Annotated in this window: 24 protein-coding genes and 5 tRNA genes; 11 read left to right on the top strand and 18 right to left on the bottom strand. The window is 52.3% G+C overall.

Features of this window, described 5'->3' with window-relative positions:
* Nucleotides 1-103 precede the first annotated feature (103 nt).
* The 6 genes from NYE92_RS22240 to uvrY form a co-directional block, all read right to left on the bottom strand.
* A tRNA-Leu gene (locus NYE92_RS22240) sits at nt 104-190 on the bottom strand.
* A 10-nt stretch (nt 191-200) separates the two neighbouring features.
* A tRNA-Cys gene (locus NYE92_RS22235) sits at nt 201-274 on the bottom strand.
* A 40-nt stretch (nt 275-314) separates the two neighbouring features.
* Nucleotides 315-390: transfer RNA gene (locus NYE92_RS22230), tRNA-Gly, on the bottom strand.
* Between the two features lie 192 nt (nt 391-582).
* On the bottom strand, nt 583-1,131 hold the full coding sequence (pgsA, locus tag NYE92_RS22225; RefSeq protein WP_006118776.1) for a CDP-diacylglycerol--glycerol-3-phosphate 3-phosphatidyltransferase: 549 nt from the start codon (nt 1,129-1,131) through the stop codon (nt 583-585).
* Between the two features lie 68 nt (nt 1,132-1,199).
* Complete coding sequence (gene uvrC, locus NYE92_RS22220) at nt 1,200-3,032, bottom strand: excinuclease ABC subunit UvrC (protein ID WP_013025304.1); 1,833 nt, start codon at nt 3,030-3,032, stop codon at nt 1,200-1,202.
* Nucleotides 3,025-3,684, bottom strand: a complete 660-nt coding sequence (gene uvrY / locus NYE92_RS22215) for a UvrY/SirA/GacA family response regulator transcription factor (protein WP_013025303.1) — start codon at nt 3,682-3,684, stop codon at nt 3,025-3,027. Before uvrY ends, uvrC begins: the two co-directional genes overlap by 8 nt.
* Nucleotides 3,685-4,112: 428 nt before the next feature.
* Here uvrY and NYE92_RS22210 point away from each other — a divergent pair, with 428 nt between their 5' ends.
* Nucleotides 4,113-4,337, top strand: a complete 225-nt coding sequence (locus NYE92_RS22210; protein ID WP_013025302.1) for a DUF2594 family protein — start codon at nt 4,113-4,115, stop codon at nt 4,335-4,337.
* Nucleotides 4,338-4,370: 33 nt separating this feature from the next.
* On the opposite strand, the gene NYE92_RS22205 is transcribed toward NYE92_RS22210, so the two are convergent.
* The 3 genes from NYE92_RS22205 to NYE92_RS22195 form a co-directional block, all read right to left on the bottom strand.
* A complete protein-coding gene (locus NYE92_RS22205) occupies nt 4,371-4,982 on the bottom strand; it encodes an acyl-homoserine-lactone synthase (RefSeq protein ID WP_014606161.1) in 612 nt (203 codons plus the stop codon).
* A 122-nt stretch (nt 4,983-5,104) separates the two neighbouring features.
* Nucleotides 5,105-5,827, bottom strand: coding sequence for a transcriptional regulator SdiA (gene sdiA / locus NYE92_RS22200; RefSeq protein ID WP_013025300.1), 723 nt, complete (start codon nt 5,825-5,827; stop codon nt 5,105-5,107).
* Between the two features lie 920 nt (nt 5,828-6,747).
* Complete coding sequence (locus NYE92_RS22195; protein ID WP_014593363.1) at nt 6,748-7,443, bottom strand: extensin family protein; 696 nt, start codon at nt 7,441-7,443, stop codon at nt 6,748-6,750.
* A gap of 284 nt (nt 7,444-7,727) precedes the next feature.
* Between NYE92_RS22195 and cycA the strand changes: the two genes are divergently transcribed.
* Complete coding sequence (gene cycA / locus NYE92_RS22190) at nt 7,728-9,119, top strand: D-serine/D-alanine/glycine transporter (protein ID WP_013025298.1); 1,392 nt, start codon at nt 7,728-7,730, stop codon at nt 9,117-9,119.
* A gap of 43 nt (nt 9,120-9,162) precedes the next feature.
* On the opposite strand, the gene NYE92_RS22185 is transcribed toward cycA, so the two are convergent.
* From NYE92_RS22185 to NYE92_RS22175, 3 genes are all read right to left on the bottom strand, one after another.
* On the bottom strand, nt 9,163-10,137 hold the full coding sequence (locus NYE92_RS22185) for a metal-dependent hydrolase (RefSeq protein ID WP_013025297.1): 975 nt from the start codon (nt 10,135-10,137) through the stop codon (nt 9,163-9,165).
* Between the two features lie 47 nt (nt 10,138-10,184).
* A complete protein-coding gene (gene rutR / locus NYE92_RS22180) occupies nt 10,185-10,820 on the bottom strand; it encodes an HTH-type transcriptional regulator RutR (protein ID WP_014593360.1) in 636 nt (211 codons plus the stop codon).
* A gap of 169 nt (nt 10,821-10,989) precedes the next feature.
* Nucleotides 10,990-11,904 (bottom strand): DMT family transporter, encoded by a 915-nt coding sequence (locus NYE92_RS22175; RefSeq protein WP_015700632.1) that lies wholly within the window; start codon nt 11,902-11,904, stop codon nt 10,990-10,992.
* A gap of 590 nt (nt 11,905-12,494) precedes the next feature.
* On the opposite strand from NYE92_RS22175, the gene wrbA reads away from it, so the two are divergent.
* From wrbA to NYE92_RS22160, 3 genes are read left to right on the top strand one after another with little or no spacing between them, the layout of a single operon-like run.
* Nucleotides 12,495-13,094 (top strand): NAD(P)H:quinone oxidoreductase, encoded by a 600-nt coding sequence (gene wrbA / locus NYE92_RS22170; protein ID WP_013025294.1) that lies wholly within the window; start codon nt 12,495-12,497, stop codon nt 13,092-13,094.
* A gap of 20 nt (nt 13,095-13,114) precedes the next feature.
* Nucleotides 13,115-13,345, top strand: a complete 231-nt coding sequence (locus NYE92_RS22165; RefSeq protein ID WP_013025293.1) for a YccJ family protein — start codon at nt 13,115-13,117, stop codon at nt 13,343-13,345.
* Between the two features lie 55 nt (nt 13,346-13,400).
* Nucleotides 13,401-14,783 carry an NAD-dependent succinate-semialdehyde dehydrogenase gene (locus NYE92_RS22160; protein WP_041930733.1) on the top strand — a complete coding sequence of 461 codons (1,383 nt, stop codon included), beginning with the start codon at nt 13,401-13,403 and terminating at the stop codon, nt 14,781-14,783.
* 60 nt (nt 14,784-14,843) lie between these two features.
* Here NYE92_RS22160 and agp read toward each other — a convergent pair whose 3' ends face one another.
* The 3 genes from agp to NYE92_RS22145 all read right to left on the bottom strand — a co-directional run bounded on the left by agp (nt 14,844) and on the right by NYE92_RS22145 (nt 16,992).
* On the bottom strand, nt 14,844-16,481 hold the full coding sequence (agp, locus tag NYE92_RS22155; protein WP_210523581.1) for a bifunctional glucose-1-phosphatase/inositol phosphatase: 1,638 nt from the start codon (nt 16,479-16,481) through the stop codon (nt 14,844-14,846).
* Between the two features lie 263 nt (nt 16,482-16,744).
* Nucleotides 16,745-16,832, bottom strand: a tRNA-Ser gene (locus tag NYE92_RS22150).
* A 72-nt stretch (nt 16,833-16,904) separates the two neighbouring features.
* Nucleotides 16,905-16,992 (bottom strand) — tRNA-Ser (locus NYE92_RS22145).
* Nucleotides 16,993-17,213: 221 nt separating this feature from the next.
* On the opposite strand from NYE92_RS22145, the gene yccA reads away from it, so the two are divergent.
* Both yccA and tusE read left to right on the top strand, forming a co-directional pair.
* A complete protein-coding gene (gene yccA / locus NYE92_RS22140; RefSeq protein ID WP_014606165.1) occupies nt 17,214-17,870 on the top strand; it encodes an FtsH protease modulator YccA in 657 nt (218 codons plus the stop codon).
* A gap of 103 nt (nt 17,871-17,973) precedes the next feature.
* Entirely contained in the window at nt 17,974-18,300 is a 327-nt protein-coding gene (gene tusE, locus NYE92_RS22135; RefSeq protein ID WP_013025289.1) for a sulfurtransferase TusE, read from the top strand.
* On the opposite strand, the gene yccX is transcribed toward tusE, so the two are convergent.
* On the bottom strand, nt 18,301-18,579 hold the full coding sequence (yccX, locus tag NYE92_RS22130) for an acylphosphatase (protein WP_013025288.1): 279 nt from the start codon (nt 18,577-18,579) through the stop codon (nt 18,301-18,303).
* Nucleotides 18,580-18,661: 82 nt separating this feature from the next.
* On the opposite strand from yccX, the gene rlmI reads away from it, so the two are divergent.
* On the top strand, nt 18,662-19,852 hold the full coding sequence (gene rlmI, locus NYE92_RS22125; RefSeq protein WP_013025287.1) for a 23S rRNA (cytosine(1962)-C(5))-methyltransferase RlmI: 1,191 nt from the start codon (nt 18,662-18,664) through the stop codon (nt 19,850-19,852).
* Nucleotides 19,853-19,912: 60 nt separating this feature from the next.
* On the top strand, nt 19,913-20,230 hold the full coding sequence (gene hspQ / locus NYE92_RS22120) for a heat shock protein HspQ (protein ID WP_014606167.1): 318 nt from the start codon (nt 19,913-19,915) through the stop codon (nt 20,228-20,230).
* 33 nt (nt 20,231-20,263) lie between these two features.
* On the opposite strand, the gene NYE92_RS22115 is transcribed toward hspQ, so the two are convergent.
* Nucleotides 20,264-20,677, bottom strand: coding sequence for a CoA-binding protein (locus NYE92_RS22115; protein ID WP_029568580.1), 414 nt, complete (start codon nt 20,675-20,677; stop codon nt 20,264-20,266).
* Between the two features lie 167 nt (nt 20,678-20,844).
* Here NYE92_RS22115 and NYE92_RS22110 point away from each other — a divergent pair, with 167 nt between their 5' ends.
* Complete coding sequence (locus tag NYE92_RS22110; protein ID WP_259019430.1) at nt 20,845-21,483, top strand: DUF2057 family protein; 639 nt, start codon at nt 20,845-20,847, stop codon at nt 21,481-21,483.
* A 68-nt stretch (nt 21,484-21,551) separates the two neighbouring features.
* Entirely contained in the window at nt 21,552-22,010 is a 459-nt protein-coding gene (gene mgsA, locus NYE92_RS22105; protein ID WP_014606169.1) for a methylglyoxal synthase, read from the top strand.
* Nucleotide 22,011: 1 nt separating this feature from the next.
* Here mgsA and helD read toward each other — a convergent pair whose 3' ends face one another.
* Nucleotides 22,012-24,066 (bottom strand): DNA helicase IV, encoded by a 2,055-nt coding sequence (gene helD / locus NYE92_RS22100; protein WP_031284194.1) that lies wholly within the window; start codon nt 24,064-24,066, stop codon nt 22,012-22,014.
* Nucleotides 24,067-24,110: the final 44 nt, after the last annotated feature.

Here is a 24,110-nt window from a genome sequence, read left to right as displayed (position 1 = left end):
ATTAGGAAGGCGTATTAGGAAATGTGCCTTGAAAACAAAAAAACCGCCCAAAGAGGCGGTTTAAACGACATTGCTACTACTTGATTTTATTGGTGTTTCAATATGGTGCCCGGGGCGGGACTTGAACCCGCACGACCTTGCGATCGAGGGATTTTAAATCCCTTGTGTCTACCGATTTCACCACCCGGGCGAGGTATAACTGGAGGCGCGTCCCGGAGTCGAACCGAGGTACACGGATTTGCAATCCGCTGCATAGCCACTCTGCCAACGCGCCTTAAACTTGTCTGCTGCCAGGTTATCCTGGCCTGCTAATTTGGAGCGGGAAACGAGACTCGAACTCGCGACCCCGACCTTGGCAAGGTCGTGCTCTACCAACTGAGCTATTCCCGCATCATCTTACCGTTCAGTTCACTGAACTGCTGAAGGGCTCGATATTTAATGCACTTCATCGAACTTACTGATTTTTCTTAGCTTCTGCAGCTGTGCTGCCGTTCGATGCGATGCATTCTACTGAGATGACGCGATGAGTCAATAAAATTATCCCCACAATGCGTCCGTTTGCTGCTTTTTAAATCGTATCGATCACGGTTCGAGCAAATCCCCGCGCGCCGCGCTCAGATACTGAAACATCGACCAGAAAGTCAGCACTGCCGCAATGTATAACGCAACGACACCCACGCCGACAACCATGCTGTCCGGACGCCACAACAAGGCAAAAAGTGAGAACATCTGTGCCGTTGTTTTTACCTTACCAATCCAGGAAACGGCAACGCTGCTGCGTTTGCCGATTTCAGCCATCCATTCGCGCAGCGCGGAGATAATAATTTCTCGTGCAATCATCGTTGCGGCTGGCAGCGTGATCCACCAGGCATGAAAGTACTCTGCAACCAATACCAGGGCAATTGCCACCATGACTTTATCGGCAACTGGATCGAGGAAAGCGCCAAAGCGGGTTGTCTGCTTCCAGCGACGCGCCAGAAAGCCGTCGAACCAGTCGGTCACGGCTGCCACAACAAAGATCAACGCGGTAACAAATGGCGCCCAGTGGAACGGCAGATAGAAAGCCAGCACAAAGAACGGAATAAGAACGACGCGAAACAGGGTAAGACAGGTCGGAATGTTAAATTGCATATGCTGGTAACTGTCTGGATTGGGTGGTGTTTAACGTATGTTCCTACATTGCCCACCCTGTTTCAATGCTAGTGTTTCAACGAGTAGTAGATTTTTTCCGCCAAAGCATGGGATATGCCAGGGACATTCGCGATCTCTTCCACCGATGCATTCATCAGCGGTTGCAGGCCCCCCATGTACTTAAGCAGCTGCTGGCGTCGTTTTGGCCCCACACCTTCAATGCTTTCCAGAGCACTGGTATTTTTCACTTTGGCCCGCTTTTTACGGTGCCCTGAAATAGCATGATTGTGAGCATCATCACGAATATGCTGAATCACGTGCAGCGCTGGTGCATCAGGCGACAGGGAAATCCCCTCGCCCTCCGCCTCGAAAAACAGCGTTTCAAGACCGGCTTTGCGATCGGTGCCTTTTGCCACGCCCAGTAAAATGGGACGTGATTTATCCCAGCTCACGTCCAGTTCGGCAAAAACCTGCTTTGCCTGAGCCAGTTGGCCTTTACCGCCGTCGATCAAAATGACATCGGGGATCTTCTCTTCCTCAATCGCTTTTCCATAACGGCGACGCAGCACCTGATTCATCGCTGCATAATCATCACCAGGCGTGATGCCGGCAATGTTATAGCGGCGATAATCGGCACGGAGGGGACCGTTTTGATCGAACACGACACAGGACGCGATGGTCTGCTCTCCCATGGTATGGCTGATATCAAAACACTCCATCCGGGTGATTTTATCCAACTCCAGAAACTCGGCTAGCGCAGTGAGACGCTGATGAATGGTCGAGTGCTGAGACAGACGGGTTTTTAATGCCGAACCGGCATTGGTTCGTGCCAGTTTGAGATAGCGCGCGCGATCACCACGAGGTTTACTTTGAATATTCACCCGACGCCCGGCTAATTCGGTCAGCGACTCAGACAGCAGTTCGCGCTCAGGTAAGGTGAAATCCAGCAAAATTTCACCGGGCAGCGTCCGCATTTCGCTACCCTGCAAATAAAACTGCCCCACAAAGGTTTGCACGACTTCCGCCAGATCGGTATCGGCGGGCACCTTTGGAAAATAGCTTCGGCTTCCCAACACTTTACCCTGACGAATAAACAGCACGTGTAAACAGGCCATACCGGCATCGTAGGCCACGCCAATCACATCCAGGTCGTCGCCCTGATTAGACACAAACTGTTTTTCGGTGACGCGCCTGACGGCCTGGATCTGGTCGCGCAGGCGTGCCGCTTCTTCAAACCGCAGGGCATGGCTTGCATCTTCCATACGGCGGACCAGTAAATTCAGCACCTGATCATCCTTACCCGCCAGAAAAAGCCGCACGTAATCCGTTTGCTGTGCGTACTCTTCCTCACTCACCAGCCCGGCAACACAGGGACCAAGGCAGCGGCCAATCTGGTATTGCAGGCAGGGGCGCGTACGGTTGCGATACACGCTGTTCTCGCATTGACGGATAGGAAACACTTTTTGCAGCAGCGCCAGCGTTTCTCGTACCGCGTAGCCATTGGGGAACGGGCCGAAATATTCGCCTTTCGCGTGTTTCGCGCCCCGATGCATCGCCAGGCGAGGATGAACATCGCTGCTGAGAAAAATGTAGGGGTAGGATTTATCGTCGCGCAACAGAACGTTGTAGCGCGGTTGATAAAGCTTGATGTAATTGTGCTCAAGCAACAACGCTTCAGTTTCAGTATGGGTTACGGTGACATCGATGTGATGGATGTTACTCACCAGCGCTTCGGTTTTTCGGCTGCCAACGTTCGTACGAAAATAGCTCGTAAGCCGCTTTTTCAGATCTTTGGCTTTGCCGACATAGATAACCGTTCCGGAAGCGTCATACATCCGGTATACGCCGGGTTCACTGGTGACCGTACTCAGAAAGATTTTGGGATTAAAGAGGTCACTCACTACTTATTAACGGCTCCGCATTATACAGGCCATGTCTGATGGCCAGATGCGTTAACTCTACATCGCCACTGATATTCAGTTTGCTGAACATCCGGTAACGGTAGCTGTTAACGGTTTTAGGACTGAGATTAAGCTGCTCGGAAATTTCCGTCACCTTTTGCCCCTTGGTGATCATCAGCATAATCTGCAATTCCCTTTCCGACAAACAGCTGAAGGGAGATTCGGCTTTTTGTGGCTCAATCTGGCTAAGCGCCATTTGTTGAGCGATGTCCGATGCAATGTAGCGCTGCCCGGCGTTGACCGAGCGAATCGCGTTTACCACTTCCTGTGGCGCTGCGCCCTTACTGAGATAACCTGCGGCACCAGCCTGCATGACTTTTGCCGGCAGGGGATTTTCAGTATGGATAGTCAGCATGATGATTTTGATATCAGGGTTGTAGCGCACGATTTTTCGCGTCGCCTCCAGCCCGCCGATGCCCGGCATGTTCATATCCATTAAAATGACATCAACCTGATTAGCACGGCACCACTTAACGGCATCTTCACCACAACAGGCTTCGCCAGCGATCACCAGACCTTTAATATCTTCGAGAATACGGCGGATACCGGCACGTACCAGTTCATGGTCATCGACAAGAAGGACAGTGATCAACGCGAAGCACTCCGCAGCTAATAAGAGGTAGCATTTAACGATTGCAAGCGGCAATCATACCCGTTTTTGCATTAAAAGCACATATACAAAGTCGTGGAAGGAGAGCTTTCAATGATTTATATCAATGCAAATCCTGGGTTATTGGAAAGCGCATCCCAAAAAACAGCTACTGCAATGGGATTTTTAAAAAAATAGTCTTTTCATGAAGTTAAAAAAAACATAACGTCTCAATTAATCATCTTCCTGACATTGCTGTCTGTTTTTTTGACCTGACCATTCCTGCACGTGATTAATAAATTTAACTGAACAAAGTCAGGCGGGAACGCCTGCTGTCGTGATGCACTCAGCAAGCGTAATCCCCTGTGGTATACTCTCGGATTGCTGTGCGTACCGAATAAGAGACGACGTTAACCACCAAGGAGAAATTCATGAGCGATGAAGATTTCGCGACCTCGCAGGAAACGCAAAAATTATCTGATGAAGTGGCTTGCCTGAAGATGATGATCACACTGATTCTGAAAGGAATGGGCCAGGCCGATGCGGGCAAAGTGATCATTAACATGGAACGCTACGTCAAAACCCTGGGCGACATGCCGCAGGCGGAAGTGTTCAGCAACACGATCAAGCAAATTAAAGCGGCTTATCGTCAGTAACGCTAAGATGCCCCCGTCACCGGGGGCATAAACTCAACCGTGCGGGTGCCAGTTAACCGAGACGCCCAACGAAGGCAGAACCTCCTCCGGGCTGAAGCGACGTGCACCACGGTATTTTTCTGCCAGTGCTGGCTGGCTGACGGGAATACGGATGGCAAACAGGTTATCTTCCGACTGAATCAGTCCGGGCGTTAAGGGCTGATAGACGACCTGATGCTGCTCGAACATCTTTTCCAGCATCGGCGTGGCCGAGCTGATAATAAATTCAATACCGTTAATTTCGGCCAGTTGAACAGCATGCCAGAGAATCGTAAGTGGCAACTCAGGATCGACCTCCAGCCGCGCTGAGAAACGCGACATTTCCCATACTTTTTCGTGGTTAAACGGTAAAACGATACCTTCCGTTTGCTCGGGTTCAGTCCAGGGCATTAATCGCGCACAGCCACTGATGCCATTGCGTACACTCCATGCGATCAACCAGGTTACATCAGAGCGATCAAAACGATCGTACTCTTGCCCAGGCGTGCTCAGACGCGGCGGAATCGACCAACCTTCACCCCGTGCAAACACGCTATAACGGTAACTGCCAAGCTCGGCAAGCAAGGAAGATGGCATATCCTTTAACTGCGTTTGAACTATTTTCATCATGCGCCTCTGACATCCCCATGTTTGCAATGATTTCTTCGCGCCTGCCCAGGAGCGCACTAGCGCAGGGTAGACAAGTGACCTCAACGAGGGAACTACTAAAGTTGGCAGTTGCTTTTCATTTAAATCAGTCCAATTGCTGCGGCGTAGCATGCAATTTGAGTTTTATTAGAAACATTAAAACGTTTTTTCATATTTTTTTGGTAAAAATTTACGGTGTGCTCAGAAATCGACAAAATAAGTGAAATTTCTTGTGACGTTTTGCCTTCAGCAGTCCATCTCAAAATTTCGAGCTCACGCTGACTAAAATCATTTCCCTGGACCATCAGTGCTTCATCATTCAGGCGTTCGAGTAAGGACAGGCTTTGCTCAGCCAAAAAATGCAGCTTTACCTCGAGCTCAACTCGCCGGCTGCCAGTAATAAAGGGACGCTTTGATCCTATAGATAATATACCAACGGCGCGATTTGATGCCATTGCAGAACACGAAAATCCGCTCAGGAGCCCAAAATTACACGCATCCTGCCACATTTCTTTTGCCGAGCTAAACAGCTCAGGCGTCCACTCAACCCCTTTTCCTGAGCGCAGGCAAAGCTGCAACACGGGATCGATCGCATAATAATTCTGCTCTTTATAACGTTTAATCCATAATTTAGGATAAGTGTCATGTAAATAAACACGTGGTCGGGTAAAAGGAACGCGGTGCTGGATAAAAAAAGCGAAATAATCGAAACCCAGTGACTGGATATAATCCTGCAGGAGCCCCTTTAATTGTTGGGTCGTCGCCAGTGCCTGAAAATGATTTTCAGTCTCAGTCCGCCAGGAAAAATAATCTTCACTTGTCATATTGCCTCAACTTCCACTACGTGCTTGATATCTTTGCATCAGAAATGAATTTACCCTGTGTCAGCACATCAAAAAAAGCTTTATTTTCATTTGGTTTTCAGGACCCGTTACGGGCAAAATGCCAAAACCAGGGATAAAAGAATGCTGCTGGCAATTCAGGCAACGCGTGATGGGCAGAATAATAGGATTTTTCTTATATTTTTTCAATCTTTAAACGCAGCCAGCATTGAAAATAAGACTAAAGAAGTTGCGGTCCGCAACTTATTATTTTCCTGGATGACCCATTTGATACCCGCAACGGGTCAATGTACACCTTTTATGCATCATCATTGCTGATTAAACGTTCAAGGCAAAGCCTAAAAAAGAACATGCTGCAGTATCGCTGACATCAAATGTGGCGTTATTCAAACCTCCGGGTAACATGATCTCTGCCGAAAACGCGTCCCTTACCGCGCCTGGAGCCCTACTCTTTTGGCTCTGCTCAAGCGTGATGCACGACCTTAAGTGAAACGCGTGACGCAAAGAGAATGTCTTTTCCCTGATAAGAAAGAAGCTGTTCATATTGTTGCCCCAGGATAAAATATCAGACATGAATTAACTTAACATATTGTCTGAGCGGGGGTAAAATACAGCCTGTAAAAAACAATCAATAACGTATTTAATAAGAAAAAAATATCACAATAAAATATCGGAATGTTAATAAAATTAAAACACGGCAACGACCTCATAATTCATTATCCCACATGCATTAAATAACGTCTATTCGCTGAAAGGCACAACGCCACACATAAAAAGGTTGCATACCCGGATATAATGTTAATAAAAAAAGCGAAGCCTGAAAAACCGAAATAGTCGCATATTTTTTATGCTGGATAATAAGAAATAAAAACCCCGTAATTACCCTCAGCGCTGTCCTGTTACTATCTGCAATAACCTGCCCCACGCATGCCAAAATGAAAATGTGTTGCATGCGCAGTATTATAATCCGGCCCAAGCGCATTACCAAAAAAGTGACAACCTGTTCGCCACAATCCGTGAAGTAATAGCGCTTTCTCTTCAGGTTGCTGCCAGTGTTGACTGACCACCAGCCGCTGACCATTGGCCAGACGATAGGCCGTTATATCCCAGGCGTCAGCAGTGGCATGTTCGCTTAGTCGCCCCTGAGTTCGGTGATAGATATTACGACAGGCATAACTGCCAACATGCTCAATGCCCACCAGCCGGGTGCCCGACTGCTGAAGAATCTGCTGACTGCTGTGAACCACATACAGGGTGGCCGCAACGGCCATGGGACAGCTGGCCAGAAAGCTGCTGCTGAGTGATACTGCGCCCATTTTTTGCACTCTCAGCGGCTGAGCTAGCGGACACTGGCCGGCGATGGCTGGTTGCTGGCTGAAACTCACCCGTCCCGCCTGCTCTGCCCGACGCATGACGTCAAGACAGGCGGCAGGATCATTTTGCAGACGCTTGATTTTCAGCCGCGTCATCCAGCCTGGCGGATCGGTCACCGACAGAGGCGTGAACGGATTAAACTGCGGGGGTAAGTGCTGTTTCAGCCAGGGCAAACTCATCCACCCCAGTCCGGTCATGATAATAAGCAGGACAAGCGTGCGCATAATGCCTCTGATGTGAAACAACCAATAATGAGGAAGTGTAGAAGCGCCGTGCGTTGTCTGCCCCGGAGATAACACAAGGTGATGAAATATTACCTAATCTGACGTAAAAACCGCCTGCTGGAAGCAAAAATGCTCTTTTGATGAGTATGTTGTCTGATATTGTTAAAAAATGATTACCGTTTTTATCCTTACTTCCTCTATCTTATGCCCAATTGTTTCAGACACTCAGTCATCCTCAACAGCCATCAGAGCTGACACAACATCAAGACAGGAAAGACAATTTCATGGTTGATCACTCTCACCACACGCAGAGCCCGCAAGGCTCAGACACATTGCGGCGTAATCTGCATAACCGGCATATCCAGCTCATCGCTATCGGCGGCGCTATCGGAACGGGTCTGTTTATGGGCTCGGGAAAAACCATTAGTCTGGCAGGCCCGTCCATCATTTTCGTCTATATGATCATCGGCTTTATGCTGTTTTTCGTCATGCGCGCAATGGGCGAATTGCTGCTGTCGAATCTGGAATACAAATCCTTTAGCGATTTTGCGGCCGACTTACTTGGGCCGTGGGCGGGCTACTTCACCGGTTGGACATACTGGTTCTGTTGGGTGGTCACCGGTATCGCCGACGTGGTGGCTATCAGCGCCTACTTCCAGCTCTGGTTTCCAGGGTTCTCCATCTGGATGAGTGCGCTGTTGTGCGTCTTTGTCTTTTTGGCGTTGAATATCGCCACGGTGAAGATGTTTGGTGAGATGGAATTCTGGTTCGCCATCATCAAAATTGTGGCGATTGTCGCCTTAATTGTGACCGGAATCGTGTTGGTTTCACTCCACTATCCTTCTCCCGGTGGCGGTACCGCAGCCCTGAGTAATATCTGGGATCACGGCGGTATGTTTCCCAAAGGACTGAGCGGATTTTTTGCCGGGTTTCAGATCGCTGTGTTTGCCTTTGTCGGCATTGAGCTGGTCGGTACGGCCGCCGCCGAAACACAGGATCCGCACAAGGTCTTACCGCGCGCCATTAACGCGATTCCCTTGCGCGTCATTATGTTTTATGTCCTGGCCCTGATGGTAATCATGTCTGTCACGCCCTGGACAGAAGTGATGGCCGATCGCAGTCCGTTCGTTGAGATGTTTGTTTTAATTGGTCTTCCGGCGGCGGCAAGTATCGTGAACTTCGTGGTATTAACATCTGCCGCCTCATCGGCTAACAGCGGCATTTTCTCGACCAGTCGCATGCTGTATGGCTTATCACAGCAGGGCGTTGCCAGTCGGGCTTTTGGGCGGTTATCTGCGCGCGCCGTTCCCACGACCGGCCTGTTCTTCTCCTGCTTCTGTTTGCTGTGCGGCGTAGCGCTGATTTACCTGATTCCGGATGTGATGACCGTCTTTACTCTGGTCACCACGGTTTCGGCCATTCTGTTTATGTTCGTCTGGACCATCATCCTGTGCAGCTATCTGGCCTATCGCAAAAAATTTCCGGAACGCCATGCGGCATCTAACTTTAAAATGCCGTTGGGTAAATTCATGTGTTGGGTTTGTATGGCCTTCTTCGTGTTTATTCTCGTCCTGCTCACGCTACAGGAGGATACACGTCAGGCATTAATGGTGACGCCATTATGGTTTATCCTGCTGGCCATCGGCTGGCAGCTGCGTAAACGCACGCGCCGTTAACCCCCAGCATGAAGAAAGCCCGACAAAAGTCGGGCTTTTTTTTTTATAACTGCTCAGCAATATGGCTGAACGTGCGCTTCAACGTGCGCCCGGCGGACGGGAGGCGCTGCGGCCGGGCATCCGGACGCTGTGCCGTTCCCAAACCAAAGGTGAAGGTGTAGCGGTCATCGTCGCCCATACGCAAATCGGCGATGGTGATCTGTCCATCGCGCTCACTCATGGCATAAAAGCCGTGGCTGAACCAGGCAATCCGCTCTGCAAACCAGTTCCCCTTGAATGATGCAAATAATTCAGGATGACGGGGCCGCCAGGTCACCGTAACGGGACGCCTCGGCGACAGCAAAGACCAGTAAGCTTCCCCATAACGATCGGGCGTGATAATGACGCTACGCCAGACAAGGGTATTTAGCGCCGTGGGCGTGACCAGCACCTTGTTTGTTGCAATGCCCTGCTGTTCAAGTGACTGTTTGATCTGCCCGTCCGCGACCTGCTGAATCAGCACGCTCCAGACGAGATAGGCCGAGCTCAATGCCAGTCCCGCGCGGTTCCAGCGCAATCCCCGATCGCTGCGACGCCACAACGCCACCGCTAAGCCAACGAGCAGCGGTAAGGTATAAAGCGGATCGACAATATATATGCTGCCGATCGCGTAAGGATGATCGGTAAGCGGTAATCCCAGTTGCGTGCCATATACCGTCATCAGATCGAGAAGAGGATGGGTGATCAGCGCCAGCCAGATGGCGGGCCACCAGGCCGTCCATGCTGGCCCGGCACGACAAAGCCGTGCAACCAGCCAGGCCACTAAGGGGGAAAGCAGCGTCAGATAAAGCAGCGCATGGCTTTCGGTTCGGTGCAGCGTCATATTGCGGATAGCATCACCGTGATCGAGAAAGACATCAAGATCCGGCAACGTTCCGCAGGCCGCGCCGATAATGGCGGCCTGCCAGGCCGGAACACGGCGGCCCATCACCGCCAGGGTTACTGACGCGCCCAGTACGCATTGTGAAACAGAATCCATCAGCCCACTCCAGTGTTTATTCCTGTATTCAGTATGGCCTTGTTCTTTTAACGCACCCGAATACCTTCAATAATAATGCGCTGAACGTTCTCTACCGTTTCTTCAAAAAACAGCGGATTAGTGAGCCTGTTTCCCGTAATGGCTTCAACCTGACTGGCAAAATCGGCGTAGTGCTGCGTGGTTGCCCAGAGCATAAAAATCAGGTGTTGGGGCTGAATACCCGCCAGCCTTCCTTCGGCTATCCAGCGCTGTATAATCGCTGTTTTATCATCCATAAGTTGTTTTAAATCCCCCGCCAGTTCACCTTTCAACAGGGGCGCCCCCTGGAGCATTTCCAGGCAAAACAGCCTTGATGCCTGCGGATGGTCCCGGGAGACTTCAAGTTTTAGGCGGATATAGTGCCGAATGGCTCTCAAAGGATCCTGATCGTGGCTCAGTGCACGCAGGGGCGCCAGCCAGACATCCAGGATCTCTTTCAACACGGCAATATAGAGCGCTTCTTTGGAAGGATAGTAGTACAGCAAATTCGTTTTAGAGACACCGGCGCGGTCAGCGACTTTTTCCAGTCGCGTACCGTGGATGCCAAACTGGGAAAAAAAGCTCAGCGCGGCCTCCAGAATAGCCGCCCGTTTGGCAGCGACGGCCACTGAGCGGCGCGTGGGCACTGATTGTTCCTTTTTCATAGGGTTCCCCTCGCCTGACACTGTGTATCACAGCAAGCTCATGAATTTGCCACGTGATAACAGTGAAGGTTTAAACGCTGCGGTAATGTCAGTAACACGCACAACGACAACATCTCTCTCAGAACAGGCGCAATAACCGACTCGCGCTTTCGCGTCATCCTTTTGACCTTCATTCGTCCCGCGAAGAGGCTGAGGGTATCGCTTTGCGGCGCTTCAGACGCAGTTCACTGATAATCACGCCGCAGACGATAAAAGCGCCACCAAGTATCGCGGCTGCCGGCAAACGTTCGCCGGCGATGCGCCCGACCACGCCCGCCCATACCGGCTCTCCGGCGTAAATAACCGTTGCCCGCGTGGGCGACACGCTGCGTTGTGCCCAGTTCATCGTCACCTGGATAAGCGCACTGGCGGCACCCAGACCTAATGCGCTGAGCAATAACGGCGTCGACAGGGCAGGCAACGTTTCCCCGTTGGGAAGCATAAAGCAGAAGGCACAGAGTGAAGCGACGGTAAGCTGTATAAAGGTCACACGACGAACATCAACATGACCGGCAAATCGGCTGATAAGAATAATTTCGCCCGCAATCGCCAGGGTACTGATCAGCGTGGCAATCTCACCCTGATTGAGCACCACCCTTCCGTCCTGCGGCCCCGCAACCAGTATTAAGCCGCAAAACGCCAGTAAGATACCCAGCCATGCCATTAACGGAGGTGGACGCCGTAGGAACAGCCATTGTAAAAGCGGCACAACCGGAACATATAAGGCGGTCAGAAAGGCCGACTGGCTGCTGGAGATGGTCTGCATTCCCCATGTCTGCAGACCGTAACCCGCGGCAATGGTCAGGCCGATAAGCGTTCCCGCCTTTATTTCAGTCCAGCTGATTGCGGCAAGGTAACGGCGAAAAAAGAGCGCCAGCAGGATGGCCGCAGTGGCAAACCGCAACCCAACAAAGAAAAACGGGCCTGAGTGCTGCATCGCCCGATGTACCACTAAAAACGTCCCGCCCCAGATCATCGTAATGAAAATAAGTACCCATTCCTGACGCGTTATACGCACGGTCAGTCTGCGCGTCGTAGTCGACATAGTTCACCTGCCTGATTGATTCAGGCGCTATTGTGATCGGCGATGCCGGGTAATGCAATGTCACTCGCCGACGCGCTGACCCTGAAGACGAATAAAACGCGCTGCCGCCATCGGTAATGGGCCACTTTACCTTTCCGCACGAGATGAATCCGGTCAGGCGCGGCATCATGTCTTACCGCTTCTGTTGCACGCCGTAGCATCTTTCATTGCGCCGCCTTTATAAACGGACAGGCTTTGATGAGTCATATTCCGAGTTTGATGAGTCATATTCCGAGAAGGATGCGCGACGACATGTTGCAACCCCCCGAATTAGATGACCTTCAGGCTTTCAGGGCTTTCAGGGCTTTCAGGGCTTTCAGGGCTTTCAGGGCTTTCAGGGCTTTCAGGGCTTTCAGGGCTTTCAGGGCTTTCAGGCAGAAATTTACATTTAGAAACATAGCAAACGCTAAGAATCGCCCTGGAATTAGAATATTAACCCCAACAAAACCCCATTTTCAGCGTTTTTTAAGCCGTTAGGCCGAGTGCGTGCCAGCAGTTGTTCAAAGCTCTTCTATACTTTTGGGTGTGTTGAATAACCCCCGGAGAGACCAATGGCCAAGATTCTGGTGCTGTACTATTCAATGTATGGACATGTTGAAACCATGGCTAACGCCGTGGCAGAGGGCGCCCGCAAGGTACCGGGTGCGCAGGTAGACGTGATGCGCATTCCTGAGACTATGGACGCTGACCGCTTTGCAGACGTTGGCGGTAAAACGCAACAGTCCGCGCCTGAAGCCACGCCTGAGATATTGCCGCAATACGACGCCATTATTGTCGGCACACCTACCCGTTTCGGTAATATGTCCGGTCAGATGCGTACGTTTTGGGATCGCACAGGCGGCCTGTGGGCATCCGGCGCGCTGTACGGCAAAATCGCCAGCGTCTTTGCCTCAACAGGTACAGGCGGCGGCCAGGAGCAAACCATTACCTCCGTCTGGACCACCCTCGCCCATCACGGCATGGTTATCGTTCCGATCGGCTACGGCACGAAAGAGATGTTTGACATTTCTCAGGTGCGGGGCGGCACGCCTTATGGCGCAACCACGCTGGCAGGAGGAGATGGCTCACGTCAGCCTACGGAAGAAGAATTGATCATCGCCCGTTTTCAGGGTGAACACGTTGCCGGACTGGCAGCAAAACTTAAGGATTAAACGCCCGGAAGGAGATCGTTATGTCGAATAGTCAGGCAAAAGCCCACCATGTTGGCGAATGGGCCAGCTTACGTCACACCTCACCTGAAATTGCCGAGGCCATTTTCGAAGTCGCCAATTATGACGAACGCCTTGCTGAAGAAATCTGGCGGCAACAGGGCAGTGACGACGTATTAATCCGTGCATTTGAAAAAACCAACCAGGATGTCCTTACCTGGGACGACAAAACGGTAGAACGAAAGAACGTTTAGCAGCATGGCGGGCTATCCCGCCATGCTTTTTTTATCGCTGACCAAGGAGCACTCTATGTCTTCCTATCAAAGCATCAACCCTGCAAACAACCAGTTAATGAAAAGCTGGCCTTCCCACGACAGCGCGGCGGTAAGTCATGCGCTGGAAACGGCCGACCGCCTCTATCATTCAGACTGGAGTAAAGGCGACATCCAGCCACGCCTCCAGGTGCTGAAAAAACTGGCTGATCTGATTGATGACCGTGCGGAAGAACTGGCTGCCATTGCCAGTAAAGAAATGGGCAAGCTAATAGGCCAAAGCCGCGGTGAAGTGCAGATCTGTTCCCAGATTGCGCGGTACTATGCCGAGCATGCGGAGCGCATTCTTAAGCCACAACCTTATGACAGTGAACTGGGCGAAGCCTGGGTTGAATATCATCCTATCGGTGTGCTGGTGGCGGTTGAGCCCTGGAACTTCCCGTATTATCAGCTAATGCGCGTGCTGGCACCCAACCTGGCGCTGGGAAACCCTGTACTGGCCAAGCATGCCAACATTGTCCCGCATTGTGCTGACGTATTCGAGAAGTTGGTCAGGGAAGCCGGCGCACCCGAAGGGGCCTGGACGAACCTGTTCATTTCTACCGATCAGGTGGCGGAACTGATTGCCGACGATCGTGTTCAGGGCGTAGCACTGACCGGATCCGAACGTGCCGGAAGTGCTGTCGCAGAACAGGCTGGTAAACATCTGAAAAAATCGACGCTGGAACTGGGCGGCAACGATGTCTTCGTGGTAACTGAGGACGCCGACCTGGATGAAGCCGTACGCCAGGGCGTGCAGGCGCGTCTGAGCAACTGCGGTCAGGTTTGTACGGCCGCTAAGCGCTTTATCCTGAATGAGAAAATTGCGGATACCTTTATCGATAAGTTCAGCGCGGCAATGAATGCCGCAACGTTGGGCGATCCGCTGGATGAAAAAACCACGCTCGGTCCCCTTTCCTCCGCCGACGCACGCGATCGTCTGGTAAAACAGGTTGATGAGGCAGTGGCGAAAGGTGCCCGTCTGATCACCGGCGGTAAAGCCGTGGCAGGCGTGGGCTGCTTCTATCAGCCCACGGTCCTGACCCACATCACGCGCGACAATCCTGCTTACTTTGAGGAGTTCTTTGGCCCCGTCGCGCAAATGTACGTGGTGGCTAACGACGAAGAAGCGGTGGCGCTGGCCAATGATTCGCACTATGGGCTAGGCGGTTCGGTGTGGACACAGGACATTGCGCGTGGCCGCAAGCTGGCATCGGCGATCGAAACCGGCATGGTCTTTATTAACTCGCAAAGCGATACCTCGGCTGAGCTGCCGTTTGGCGGCGTTAAACGTTCGGGCTATGGACGTGAACTGTCCGATCTCGGCATTAAAGAGTTTGCTAACCAGAAGCTGGTGGTCGTTGCAGGCCAGGCCGGTTGATTCCGGCAATTAAAAAACCCCGTCTCGACGGGGTTTTTTCTTTTCAGGTACTGTGCAGGATCAGTTGGCGGTAGCGGGTTGCTTCGCCTCACCGGTTTCAGCTTTGGTCTGCGCATTACTGCCAGGCGCATTGCTGCTGCCAGCCGGGGCCGCGCGGCTGTCGGCCTTAGCCTTCTCATCAGCCGCTTTTTGCGCGGCAGCCTTATCTGCTTTGGCCTTTTCGTCTGCGGCTTTCTGCGCAGCCGCCTTGTCAGCATTAGCCTTTTCTTCAGCCGCTTTATCCGCTTTGGCCTTCTCATCAGCCGCTTTCTGCGCGGCGGCTTTGTCGGCGGCCGCCTTATCAGCATCCGCCTTTTGCGCCGCATCGCCCGCCGTGGCCGCTTTCGCATCCTCAGGTTTCGCCGCAGTCGCAGGCTGTGCCGGCTGGGCTTCCGCAGCAGGTTGCAGCGCCGTACCCTGTAGTGCGCTGTTCAGCACCTGGGCAAACTGATCCCAGCTGCAGTATCCGTTAGCGTCTGTCGGGCAACCCGCCAGTTGAAGCGTAACGCGCTTAGGCGGCTTCTTAAGGCTCAGAACCTCTGCATCGCGCAGTTGATCGGCGGTCTGATAAACGTATTCGATTTTAAGCAGATCTTTGTTGTTTTTCGCATCGTGCCAGCGTTCAAACACCACCTGACCGCCGATTGGCGTTTTTTCGTAGGTCTCAGGTAAGTCATAAGGCTTAACCTGTAACGCACTCAGCAGTGACGCAATGTTGGAGTCATGCCCGACCATCAGCGTAACTTTAGGTGAGTCTGACTTTTCCTGATCGATCAGCTGGCTGCGAATGTAGTCCACCAGTGGCGCGGCAACATCGCGTGCAACCTCAGGCGTGGTAAACAGCGTGTCCTGATAGCCATTTTTAATAGCGGATAGTGCCTGCCACTGTTCAGGGGTTTTGATTTGTCCCCAGGCGACCTGGTCCAGCGGGAAGCCTTCATAATATTGCAGCGTAAAGGCATCCATTAGCGAATTACCCACTTTTAGTGGCCCGTTCACGCCGGGTTCCTTGCCGTTTTCAACGATAAAGGTGTTCTGGCCATTGCTCAGATCGCACTGCTTTTTGTTATTACAGGCAGGAGAGGATTTGTAGTCAACAATCTTCTCGAGCCGCTGAAAAGCGGGTTTCAGTGACAGCTTTTCGTTGGCAGCGGTCATTCCGGCCAGCGCTTTCTTAATGAATTCTTCGTTCCCGTCTGTAATAACCGGATTAAATACCGGATCCATGCTGCCCATTTCATCCTGGTGAGTCACAGCAATGTCACAGCCCGGGAAGGCACCATTTACGAAGAACTGAGCCGTTGCCACGGTACGCTGCAGGCTGTTGGCGTAGACAAAGACGCTGTTGCTGTCCGGACAAACGCCATTTTTTACCAGCCCCTGCTGAGCAAGCCACTGACGGGTATAGTTACCCATGTACACTTCCAGCACGCCGCCTTTAGTGGTCAGCTGTCCACCCGGCACATCCCACTCCGGCCAGGTTTTTTTGGTGGATTGCGCCAGCACGCTGCCGTTATCCGCAAGCGGTGCACGCAGGTTATGGCGGCTGAACATTAACACCTGCTGTAACTGCATATCGTTGTCAGCGGCCTGTGCCAGCGTTCCAATCGGTAATGCAGCAAGTACCGACAATGCGCAAAGACTCAGTTTCTTGATCATTGTGCCTATTCCATTCATTCAGTAAAAAAACACTCTGGCTATCAACCGATTAGCTCGCATCAGAGCGACGTGGCGAATAGTGTAACTCAGCTTGCCCCTGAAAAGCGCCAGGCAACAGCAAAAACAATTAATGGACTATAGCAGAGATGCCAGATGCCGTTCAAAACCGCGCAGTCCGCTGAAAAGCAGGAAGAATTTTAAACGGGCGTGAGAAGAGAAAACAAAACGAAACAGGCCAGCACACTGTGCTGGCCTGTAAAATGTGGCGGAGGAAGAGAGATTCGAACTCTCGGATGGTTTCCCATCGGCGGTTTTCAAGACCGCTGCCTTAAGCCGCTCGGCCATCCCTCCGGGTTGTAACACTACTGCAAAGGCAAGATGATATTATCCTGTCTTGCCTCTTCATGCCTGGTGGCAATGAAGTGGCGGAGGAGGAGAGATTCGAACTCTCGGATGGTTTCCCATCGGCGGTTTTCAAGACCGCTGCCTTAAGCCGCTCGGCCACCCCTCCGCAATGACGCGCACTATAAACATCCCCTCTGGAGATGTAAAGCCTGCGATAATCCGTTCGCGTGAAAAACAGCCAAATTCGCGTTATTCGTTAGCTAAATCGCCATTCTGCTCAAAGAATTAACACCTTAACGCGTAAAGAAGGGTAAAACGGCTTTTCCCTCTTTATAGGGCTGCGTATTCTCAGAGCATATTTGGTGTTCTGCCTTACAGGAGCGCAACATGGACAGAATAGTTTCTTCATCATCGCGACAGTCATTACTCAGCACGCACAAAGTGCTGCGTAACACCTATTTTCTGCTGGGCCTGACGCTCGCCTTCTCAGCGGTGACCGCCACGGCAAGTACACTTCTGGCATTACCGGCACCCGGTTTAATTTTGATGCTGGTGGGCTTCTACGGTCTGATGTTTCTGACCTATCGCCTGGCTGACAGCCCAATGGGGATTTTAGCCGCCTTCGCCTTTACGGGCTTTTTGGGTTACTGCCTGGGGCCAATCTTAAGTTCTTTCCTGACGGCAGGAATGGGCGATGTGATCGCGTTGGCGTTAGGCGGTACAGCGCTGGTGTTCTTCTGCTGCTCCGCCTATGTGCTGACAACAGGTCGTGACATGTCATTCCTGGGCGGCATGATGATGGCGGGCTTCGTGGTGTTACTGGTGGCCGTTGTGGCTAACCTGTTCCTGCAGTTGCCTGCCCTTCACCTGGCGATTAGCGCCCTGTTTATCCTGTTCTCTGCTGGCGCCATTCTGTGGGAAACCAGCAACATTATTCATGGCGGCGAAACTAACTATATTCGTGCCACGGTAAGCCTGTATGTTTCCCTGTATAACATCTTTGTTAGCCTGTTAAGCATCCTGGGTTTTTCCCGCAGCAATTAATCGACGCCGCTGGCGCGATACGAACCCCGCTCAGGCGGGGTTTTTGCTTTTTCTGCGGTGCCATTTTGCTAAACTGCAGCCCGAATGATAATGAGGACGCGTTATGAACTATAAGGGTGACGAAATAGCGGTGGATGCCGAAGGCTATTTGAAAAACCACCAGGACTGGAGCGAGGAGCTGGCACAGCAGATTGCTGACAACGAGGCCATCGTAATGACGGAAGCCCACTGGGAAGTCGTGCGCTTTGTCCGTGACTTTTACCTGGAATTTAATACTTCTCCCGCCGTTCGTATGCTGGTGAAGGCGATGGCGAAAAAGTATGGCGAAGAGAAAGGTAACAGCCGCTACCTGTTTCGGCTGTTTCCTGAAGGGCCCGCCAAACAGGCGACAAAAATTGCTGGCCTGCCCAAGCCTGCCAAATGCCTTTAATTAACCGGTGGTAAAGCTGCGGGGGAAGTCGCCGGGCTGATGCGGCTCCAGCAGCACCTTTTCCACATGGGCCGTGCGCGGCCCACCGGCTTTTAACCATGCGATTAACGCCTCGACCTGCTCTGCCTCACCGCAGGCGAGCACCTCAACCCGGCCATCATCAAGATTACGCGCATAACCCTGCACACCGAGCGCGTTGGCTTTCGCCTGTGTGCTGTAGCGAAAACCCACGCCCTGCACGGTGCCCTGCACCCAGGCTTTGTAACACATGCTCGCCATGGTCCTCTCCCGCTGTTCGTTGCAATTTGCCGTTATCCACTGGACAATAGCGCCTCATTTTTTCAGGTAAGCATAGCAAACTATGACAGTTCGATTGATTCTCGCCAAGGGACGTGAAAAGTCCCTGCTCCGTCGTCATCCCTGGGTTTTCTCTGGGGCCGTCGCCCGCCTTGAAGGGAAAGCCCAACAAGGGGAAACCATTGATGTTTGTGACAGTAACGGTAAATGGCTGGCGCGTGCCGCTTATTCACCTCAGTCACAGATTCGCGCTCGCGTCTGGAGCTGGCAGCAGGACGAATCTGTCGATATCGCTTTTTTTGTCCGCCGTTTTCAGCAGGCACAAATCTGGCGCGACTGGCTGGCTGCACGCGACGGCCTGGACAGCTATCGTCTGATTGCCGGAGAGTCAGACGGCCTGCCAGGCGTGACTATCGATCGCTTTGGTCAGTTTCTGGTGCTGCAACTGCTGTCTGCTGGCGCGGAGTATCAGCGCCCCGCCATTATCTCCGCCTTGCAGCAGTGTTTTCCGGATTGCGCTATCTACGATCGCTCAGATGTCGCAGTACGTAAAAAAGAAGGTCTGGAACTGACCCAGGGAACCGTAACCGGTGAACAGCCTCCCGCGCTATTGCCGATCACAGAGCACGATATGAAGCTGCTGGTAGATATCCAGGGCGGACATAAAACGGGCTACTACCTTGATCAGCGAGACAGCCGCTATGCCACACGCCGCTATGCCAAAGACGCGCGCGTGCTGAACTGCTTTTCTTATACCGGAGGCTTTGCCGTTTCGGCATTGATCGGCGGCTGTAAAGAAGTGATTAGCGTTGATACGTCGCAGGATGCCCTGGATGTGGCACGTCAAAACGTCGAACTGAACGGTTTAGATCTGTCCCGTGCCCGGTTCCAGCGCGATGACGTCTTTAAGCTACTCCGCCGCTACCGCGATGAGGGTGAGAAATTCGATCTGATCATAATGGATCCGCCCAAATTTGTTGAGAACAAAAGCCAACTGATGGGCGCCTGCCGTGGCTATAAAGACATTAACATGCTGGCCATTCAGTTGCTGAATCCAGGCGGGATGTTACTGACCTTCTCCTGTTCAGGCTTGATGGCAACAGACCTGTTCCAGAAAATTATTGCGGATGCCGCGCTGGATGCAGGCCGTGACGTCCAGTTCGTTGAGCAATTCCGCCAGGCTGCCGATCATCCTGTGATCGCCACCTACCCCGAAGGTCTTTACCTGAAAGGTTTTGCCTGTCGCGTCATGTAACTTGAAAAAAACTGTCTTTGCCCCCATCTCTCATGCAGGACAGTTTTTTCGGAGGTCATCATGATTGCCAGTAAATTTGGTATTGGTCAGCAGGTTCGTCATCGGTTATCCGGCGTGCTGGGTGTGATTGTCGATGTCGATCCTGAATATGCGTTAGATGAGCCACAGCTGGACGAGATCGGGGCAACTGACACGTTGCGCAGCGCGCCCTGGTATCACGTGGTCATGGAAGATGAAGAAGGCAGTCAGGTCCATACCTACGTCGCCGAAATTCAACTTGCCGGTGAAACCAGCCCTGAACATCCAGAGCAACCCTCTATGGATGAACTGGCCGCATCGGTTCGTCAGCAGCTCCAGGCACCGCATTTGCGTCACTAACAGTGGGCGGCAATCTGTTTGCCGCCGCTATTGTTATTGCCCCATTCCCAGTCGCGGGATTTCAATTTTCGGGCAGCGATCCATCACGACCGTCATGCCCGCATCCTGCGCCAGCACGGCAGCCTGCTCATTAATCACGCCCAACTGTAACCAGAGCGTATCCGCACCGACCGCAATGGCTTCCTGCGCGACGCCCCATGCCGCTTCCGAATTGCGGAACACATCGACCATGTCAATTTTTCCGGGGACTTCTCCCAGCGAACCATACGCGGTTTGTCCCAGCAGAGTCTGACCTGCAAGCTTAGGACTGACCGGAATCACTTCATAACCCTGATCGAGCAAATACTTCATTACCCCATAGCTGGGGCGTTCGGGGCGATCGCTGGCGCCTACCAACGCAATACGTTTTGTGCGGGTCAATACGTCGCGAATAGTCTGATCATTCATGGGCTTCTCCTTTCTGTCTGCTCTTCATTGTAGTTGAGCCTTTACACACTCGCGGGGCGTTGCAAATACATATTGTGCCGCTTCGCTGGAATAAATATGTATAATTGTAAACTTAATGCCATAATGTAAGAATTTGCTACATCCATTCATTTTTAACCGGAGTCGAAATGAAGCTGTCAATGGCTGTAACGGGGTTCATTGCTCTCCTCGTTTCGGCATCCTGCTCTGCTATTACCCTGAAGCTTGATCCTCAAATCACGTTGCTGGTTTTGGACGGTCGCAAGATCTCCGGCTCACTGCTGAAAGGGGCTGACAGTTTAGAGCTGGAGCGGGGTCAACATCAGTTCCTGTTTCGGGTGGAACAATCGCCTGGTGACAGCAAAACCCCTTCTCAGTACTATCAGTCTGTGCCGATGATCGTGACATTCACCGCCGAAGCCAGGAGCATCGCTATCCGCCTGCCTCCGCTCAGCAATTCACGAGAAAGACATAACTTTGACCGTTCACTGGCGTTCAGGCTGGTTGATGAAAAGGGTAAAGAGGTTTTTAGCGTGCGCGATCGCCTGCCGGTTACGGCTGGTGCGGATGTTGAAAAAGCGATGGTCAGTTACAATCGTATGGGCTTAGCGGCTTCGGTGCCTCAGTTCGCCAATCTCACCACCCCTTCCCCATCAGCACAACTTACTGCCGATCTTGCCTGGTCGGTTGAAACTACTACGCCGTCAATTGAGCACTGGTTTCAGCGTTTCGATGAGGCCACTCGTCAACAGTTCATCAATCTGGTCAAAATGCTGCGGGCAAGTTGATAGTGTGAAATGGCGCAGGGTAAACTGCTGCAACGGGCGTTTTTGCTCCTTTGCATCAGGATGCTGTTATGGAATACACCTTACGTACGCTTGGAAAACAAAAACATATCGCGCTGGTCGCTCATGACCACTGCAAAGACTCTCTGCTGGATTGGGTGACGCGTAATCAACCCGCTCTGGAATCTCATATTCTTTATGCGACAGGCACGACAGGCAATCTCATCAATCGTCACACCGGCCTGAACGTAAATGCAATGCTGAGTGGCCCAATGGGCGGAGACCAACAGGTTGGTGCCTTTATCGCCGAAGGCAAAATTGATGCGCTAATCTTTTTTTGGGATCCGCTAAATGCGGTTCCTCATGATCCTGACGTCAAAGCGCTGCTTCGTCTGGCGACGGTCTGGAATATCCCGGTCGCCACCAACCGGGCGACCGCCGATTTTATCATTCAGTCGCCGCTGTTTGATCAGCCTGTCGATGTCCGTATTCCGGATTATGCACGTTATCTTGCCGATCGCCTGAAATAACTCAGGCTTTACGCAGCACCGGCACGTCCAGCTCGCGGAAGGTCTCGACAAAGACCGAAGGTTGCTGCTTATCAAACAGCAACCAGACCTGCTGGCGCGCGCGAGTTAACGCAACATAGGCCAGTCGCCGCTCTTCCGCATCCGGAAACGCTTCGGGCTGAGGCAGCAAGCCTTCCTCAATGATGGACTCGCGCTGCGCCGCCGGAAAGCCTTCTTTACCTTGCTGAAGCCCCAGCAGAATGACGTAATCTGCCTGCTGGCCCTTACTGGCATGAATGGTCAGAAAATCGATGTTTAATTTTGGCCAGCGGGTTTTGGCTTTATCCAGCACGTCAGGACGCAAATAGTGGTAACGTGCCAGTATCAGCACCCGCTCGTGGGGTTTTGCGTAGCCACTCAGCTTATTCAGCAACGGCTCCAACTGATCCTGCGGTAACAGGGCAATGGATTTTTTATTGCCCTTAACCAGGCTGTTTAAGGGTTTGCGCAGCTGATGCGGATTCTGCTGGATGAAGCGATTTGCGACTTCACCAATCCGATCGTTAAAGCGATAGGTCGTGTCCAGCACGCAGCGATCGCCCTCACCAAAATAGTGATGAAATGCCGTTGTGAGGCTCATTTCAGCCCCGCTGAAGCGGTAGATCGCCTGCCAGTCATCGCCAACAGCAAACAGCGTAGTGCGCTTGTTTTGCTGGCGCAGGGCGCTGAGCAAGGCTGCACGCTGGGGCGAAATATCCTGAAATTCATCGACCAGAATATGCTTCCATGGGCTGATAAAACGCCCCTTTTCCAGGATCGCTACGGCCTGATGAATCAGCCCTGAAAAATCGACGGCGCCCTCTTCCTTGAGTGCGCTTTTCCAGGCCTTCAGCAGCGGTGCCATCAGCTTGATGCGTTTACTGAACAGCTCACGTAGCGCCTCAGGAACGCCGTCGATCATGGCGGCCTGTGCACCACCGTGCATGCGCATCAGGCTTAACCAGCGTTCGAGCCGCGGTGCCAGACGCTCAGCCAGGCGATCGTCCTGCCAGAAAGACCCCTCGCCGACCTCCCACGCCAGTTCATCACGCAGCCATTGCCGCCAGCCATTCGCCTGGGCTTTCTTTTCATGGCATTGCTGACGCCAGTTGTCGATCAATAAAGCCCGGCGTTCGGCAGCGTCGCTTTCCAGTTTACTGATGACAGGCTGTTTATTACTGCCTTCGCGGATAATGTGCAGGGCCAGAGAATGAAAAGTACGTGCCTGCATATCCGTTGCCTGTAGCCTGCTCTGGATACGGTCGTTCATCTCTTCAGCAGCATGACGGCCAAAGGCTAACAGCAGAATTTGATCGGCGCTGGCGAGTCGGCGTTGTAATAACCAGCCCGCCCGGGCAACCAGCACAGAGGTTTTGCCACTGCCCGCGCCCGCCAGTACCAGCACCGCATCCTCACCGTTTACCACGGCTTCAGCCTGAGATCCGTTAAGCGGCGTGGACTCAACCGTGGCGAAGAAATCCTGATAACGCGTGAGCATCGCAGCCGTCCAGTCGCGGTTACGCTGACGGATTGCGGCCTCGCCCTGTTGCAGCCAGTGTTGGCAAAATGCCCAATTTTCCCGACAGGACTCAAAATCGTTGATGCGTGACAGCGGGAGTGGCAAGGCATCAAACTGCTTGAGAATTTGATCGTTAATCGCCTGCAGCTCACTGCGTTTTAACCAGCGGTCCTGCTCACTGAACCCGTCAATTTCAGCACGAAGGCCCTGCAGAACCGAGGCACACACGTCACTCATCTCATGGCTCCAGTCCTGCCATGCCTGCATCAGATAATGATAGAAACGTTGTGTCTCCTGCCATTCAGTGCCATGCAAACGCACAACCTTATTGTCCGCCAGCAGAAACTCGAGCTCTCCCCAGACCATGCCACGCTTACAGGTAATGTCCGACAACTGGTTAAAGGGAATTAGATATTCGTGTTTATCACCACTGACTTCAACACCAGCGGTCAACAGGCGAACACGATTGTAAGGATGCTGGGCAAGCCGTTTGCCCATGGATGTTGCTTTAAGTTCCACGCCGACACCAACGACCGAGATAAAGAGTAATCGGAGTTTACCTG

Origin of the sequence: Pantoea sp. B566 (assembly GCF_024793925.1) — a bacterium.
Classification (GTDB): Bacteria; Pseudomonadota; Gammaproteobacteria; order Enterobacterales; family Enterobacteriaceae; genus Pantoea; species Pantoea ananatis.
The sequence above is the reverse complement of the archived record's forward strand: the minus strand, read 5'-3'. Positions and strand labels throughout refer to the sequence as shown.

Excerpts from the sequence above, each read along its gene's own strand:
- NYE92_RS22160 (WP_041930733.1), top strand. The coding sequence starts at position 13,401 with ATGTCTTCCTATCAAAGCATCAACCCTGCAAACAACCAGTTAATGAAA.
- rutR (WP_014593360.1), bottom strand. The coding sequence starts at position 10,820 with ATGAAAAAGGAACAATCAGTGCCCACGCGCCGCTCAGTGGCCGTCGCT.
- sdiA (WP_013025300.1), bottom strand. The coding sequence starts at position 5,827 with ATGACAAGTGAAGATTATTTTTCCTGGCGGACTGAGACTGAAAATCAT.
- yccA (WP_014606165.1), top strand. The coding sequence starts at position 17,214 with ATGGACAGAATAGTTTCTTCATCATCGCGACAGTCATTACTCAGCACG.
- NYE92_RS22165 (WP_013025293.1), top strand. The coding sequence starts at position 13,115 with ATGTCGAATAGTCAGGCAAAAGCCCACCATGTTGGCGAATGGGCCAGC.
- yccX (WP_013025288.1), bottom strand. The coding sequence starts at position 18,579 with ATGGCGAGCATGTGTTACAAAGCCTGGGTGCAGGGCACCGTGCAGGGC.
- wrbA (WP_013025294.1), top strand. The coding sequence starts at position 12,495 with ATGGCCAAGATTCTGGTGCTGTACTATTCAATGTATGGACATGTTGAA.
- NYE92_RS22205 (WP_014606161.1), bottom strand. The coding sequence starts at position 4,982 with ATGAAAATAGTTCAAACGCAGTTAAAGGATATGCCATCTTCCTTGCTT.
- NYE92_RS22175 (WP_015700632.1), bottom strand. The coding sequence starts at position 11,904 with ATGTCGACTACGACGCGCAGACTGACCGTGCGTATAACGCGTCAGGAA.
- NYE92_RS22110 (WP_259019430.1), top strand. The coding sequence starts at position 20,845 with ATGAAGCTGTCAATGGCTGTAACGGGGTTCATTGCTCTCCTCGTTTCG.
- hspQ (WP_014606167.1), top strand. The coding sequence starts at position 19,913 with ATGATTGCCAGTAAATTTGGTATTGGTCAGCAGGTTCGTCATCGGTTA.
- mgsA (WP_014606169.1), top strand. The coding sequence starts at position 21,552 with ATGGAATACACCTTACGTACGCTTGGAAAACAAAAACATATCGCGCTG.
- cycA (WP_013025298.1), top strand. The coding sequence starts at position 7,728 with ATGGTTGATCACTCTCACCACACGCAGAGCCCGCAAGGCTCAGACACA.
- NYE92_RS22115 (WP_029568580.1), bottom strand. The coding sequence starts at position 20,677 with ATGAATGATCAGACTATTCGCGACGTATTGACCCGCACAAAACGTATT.
- tusE (WP_013025289.1), top strand. The coding sequence starts at position 17,974 with ATGAACTATAAGGGTGACGAAATAGCGGTGGATGCCGAAGGCTATTTG.
- NYE92_RS22210 (WP_013025302.1), top strand. The coding sequence starts at position 4,113 with ATGAGCGATGAAGATTTCGCGACCTCGCAGGAAACGCAAAAATTATCT.
- rlmI (WP_013025287.1), top strand. The coding sequence starts at position 18,662 with ATGACAGTTCGATTGATTCTCGCCAAGGGACGTGAAAAGTCCCTGCTC.
- NYE92_RS22185 (WP_013025297.1), bottom strand. The coding sequence starts at position 10,137 with ATGGATTCTGTTTCACAATGCGTACTGGGCGCGTCAGTAACCCTGGCG.
- NYE92_RS22195 (WP_014593363.1), bottom strand. The coding sequence starts at position 7,443 with ATGCGCACGCTTGTCCTGCTTATTATCATGACCGGACTGGGGTGGATG.
- agp (WP_210523581.1), bottom strand. The coding sequence starts at position 16,481 with ATGATCAAGAAACTGAGTCTTTGCGCATTGTCGGTACTTGCTGCATTA.
- pgsA (WP_006118776.1), bottom strand. The coding sequence starts at position 1,131 with ATGCAATTTAACATTCCGACCTGTCTTACCCTGTTTCGCGTCGTTCTT.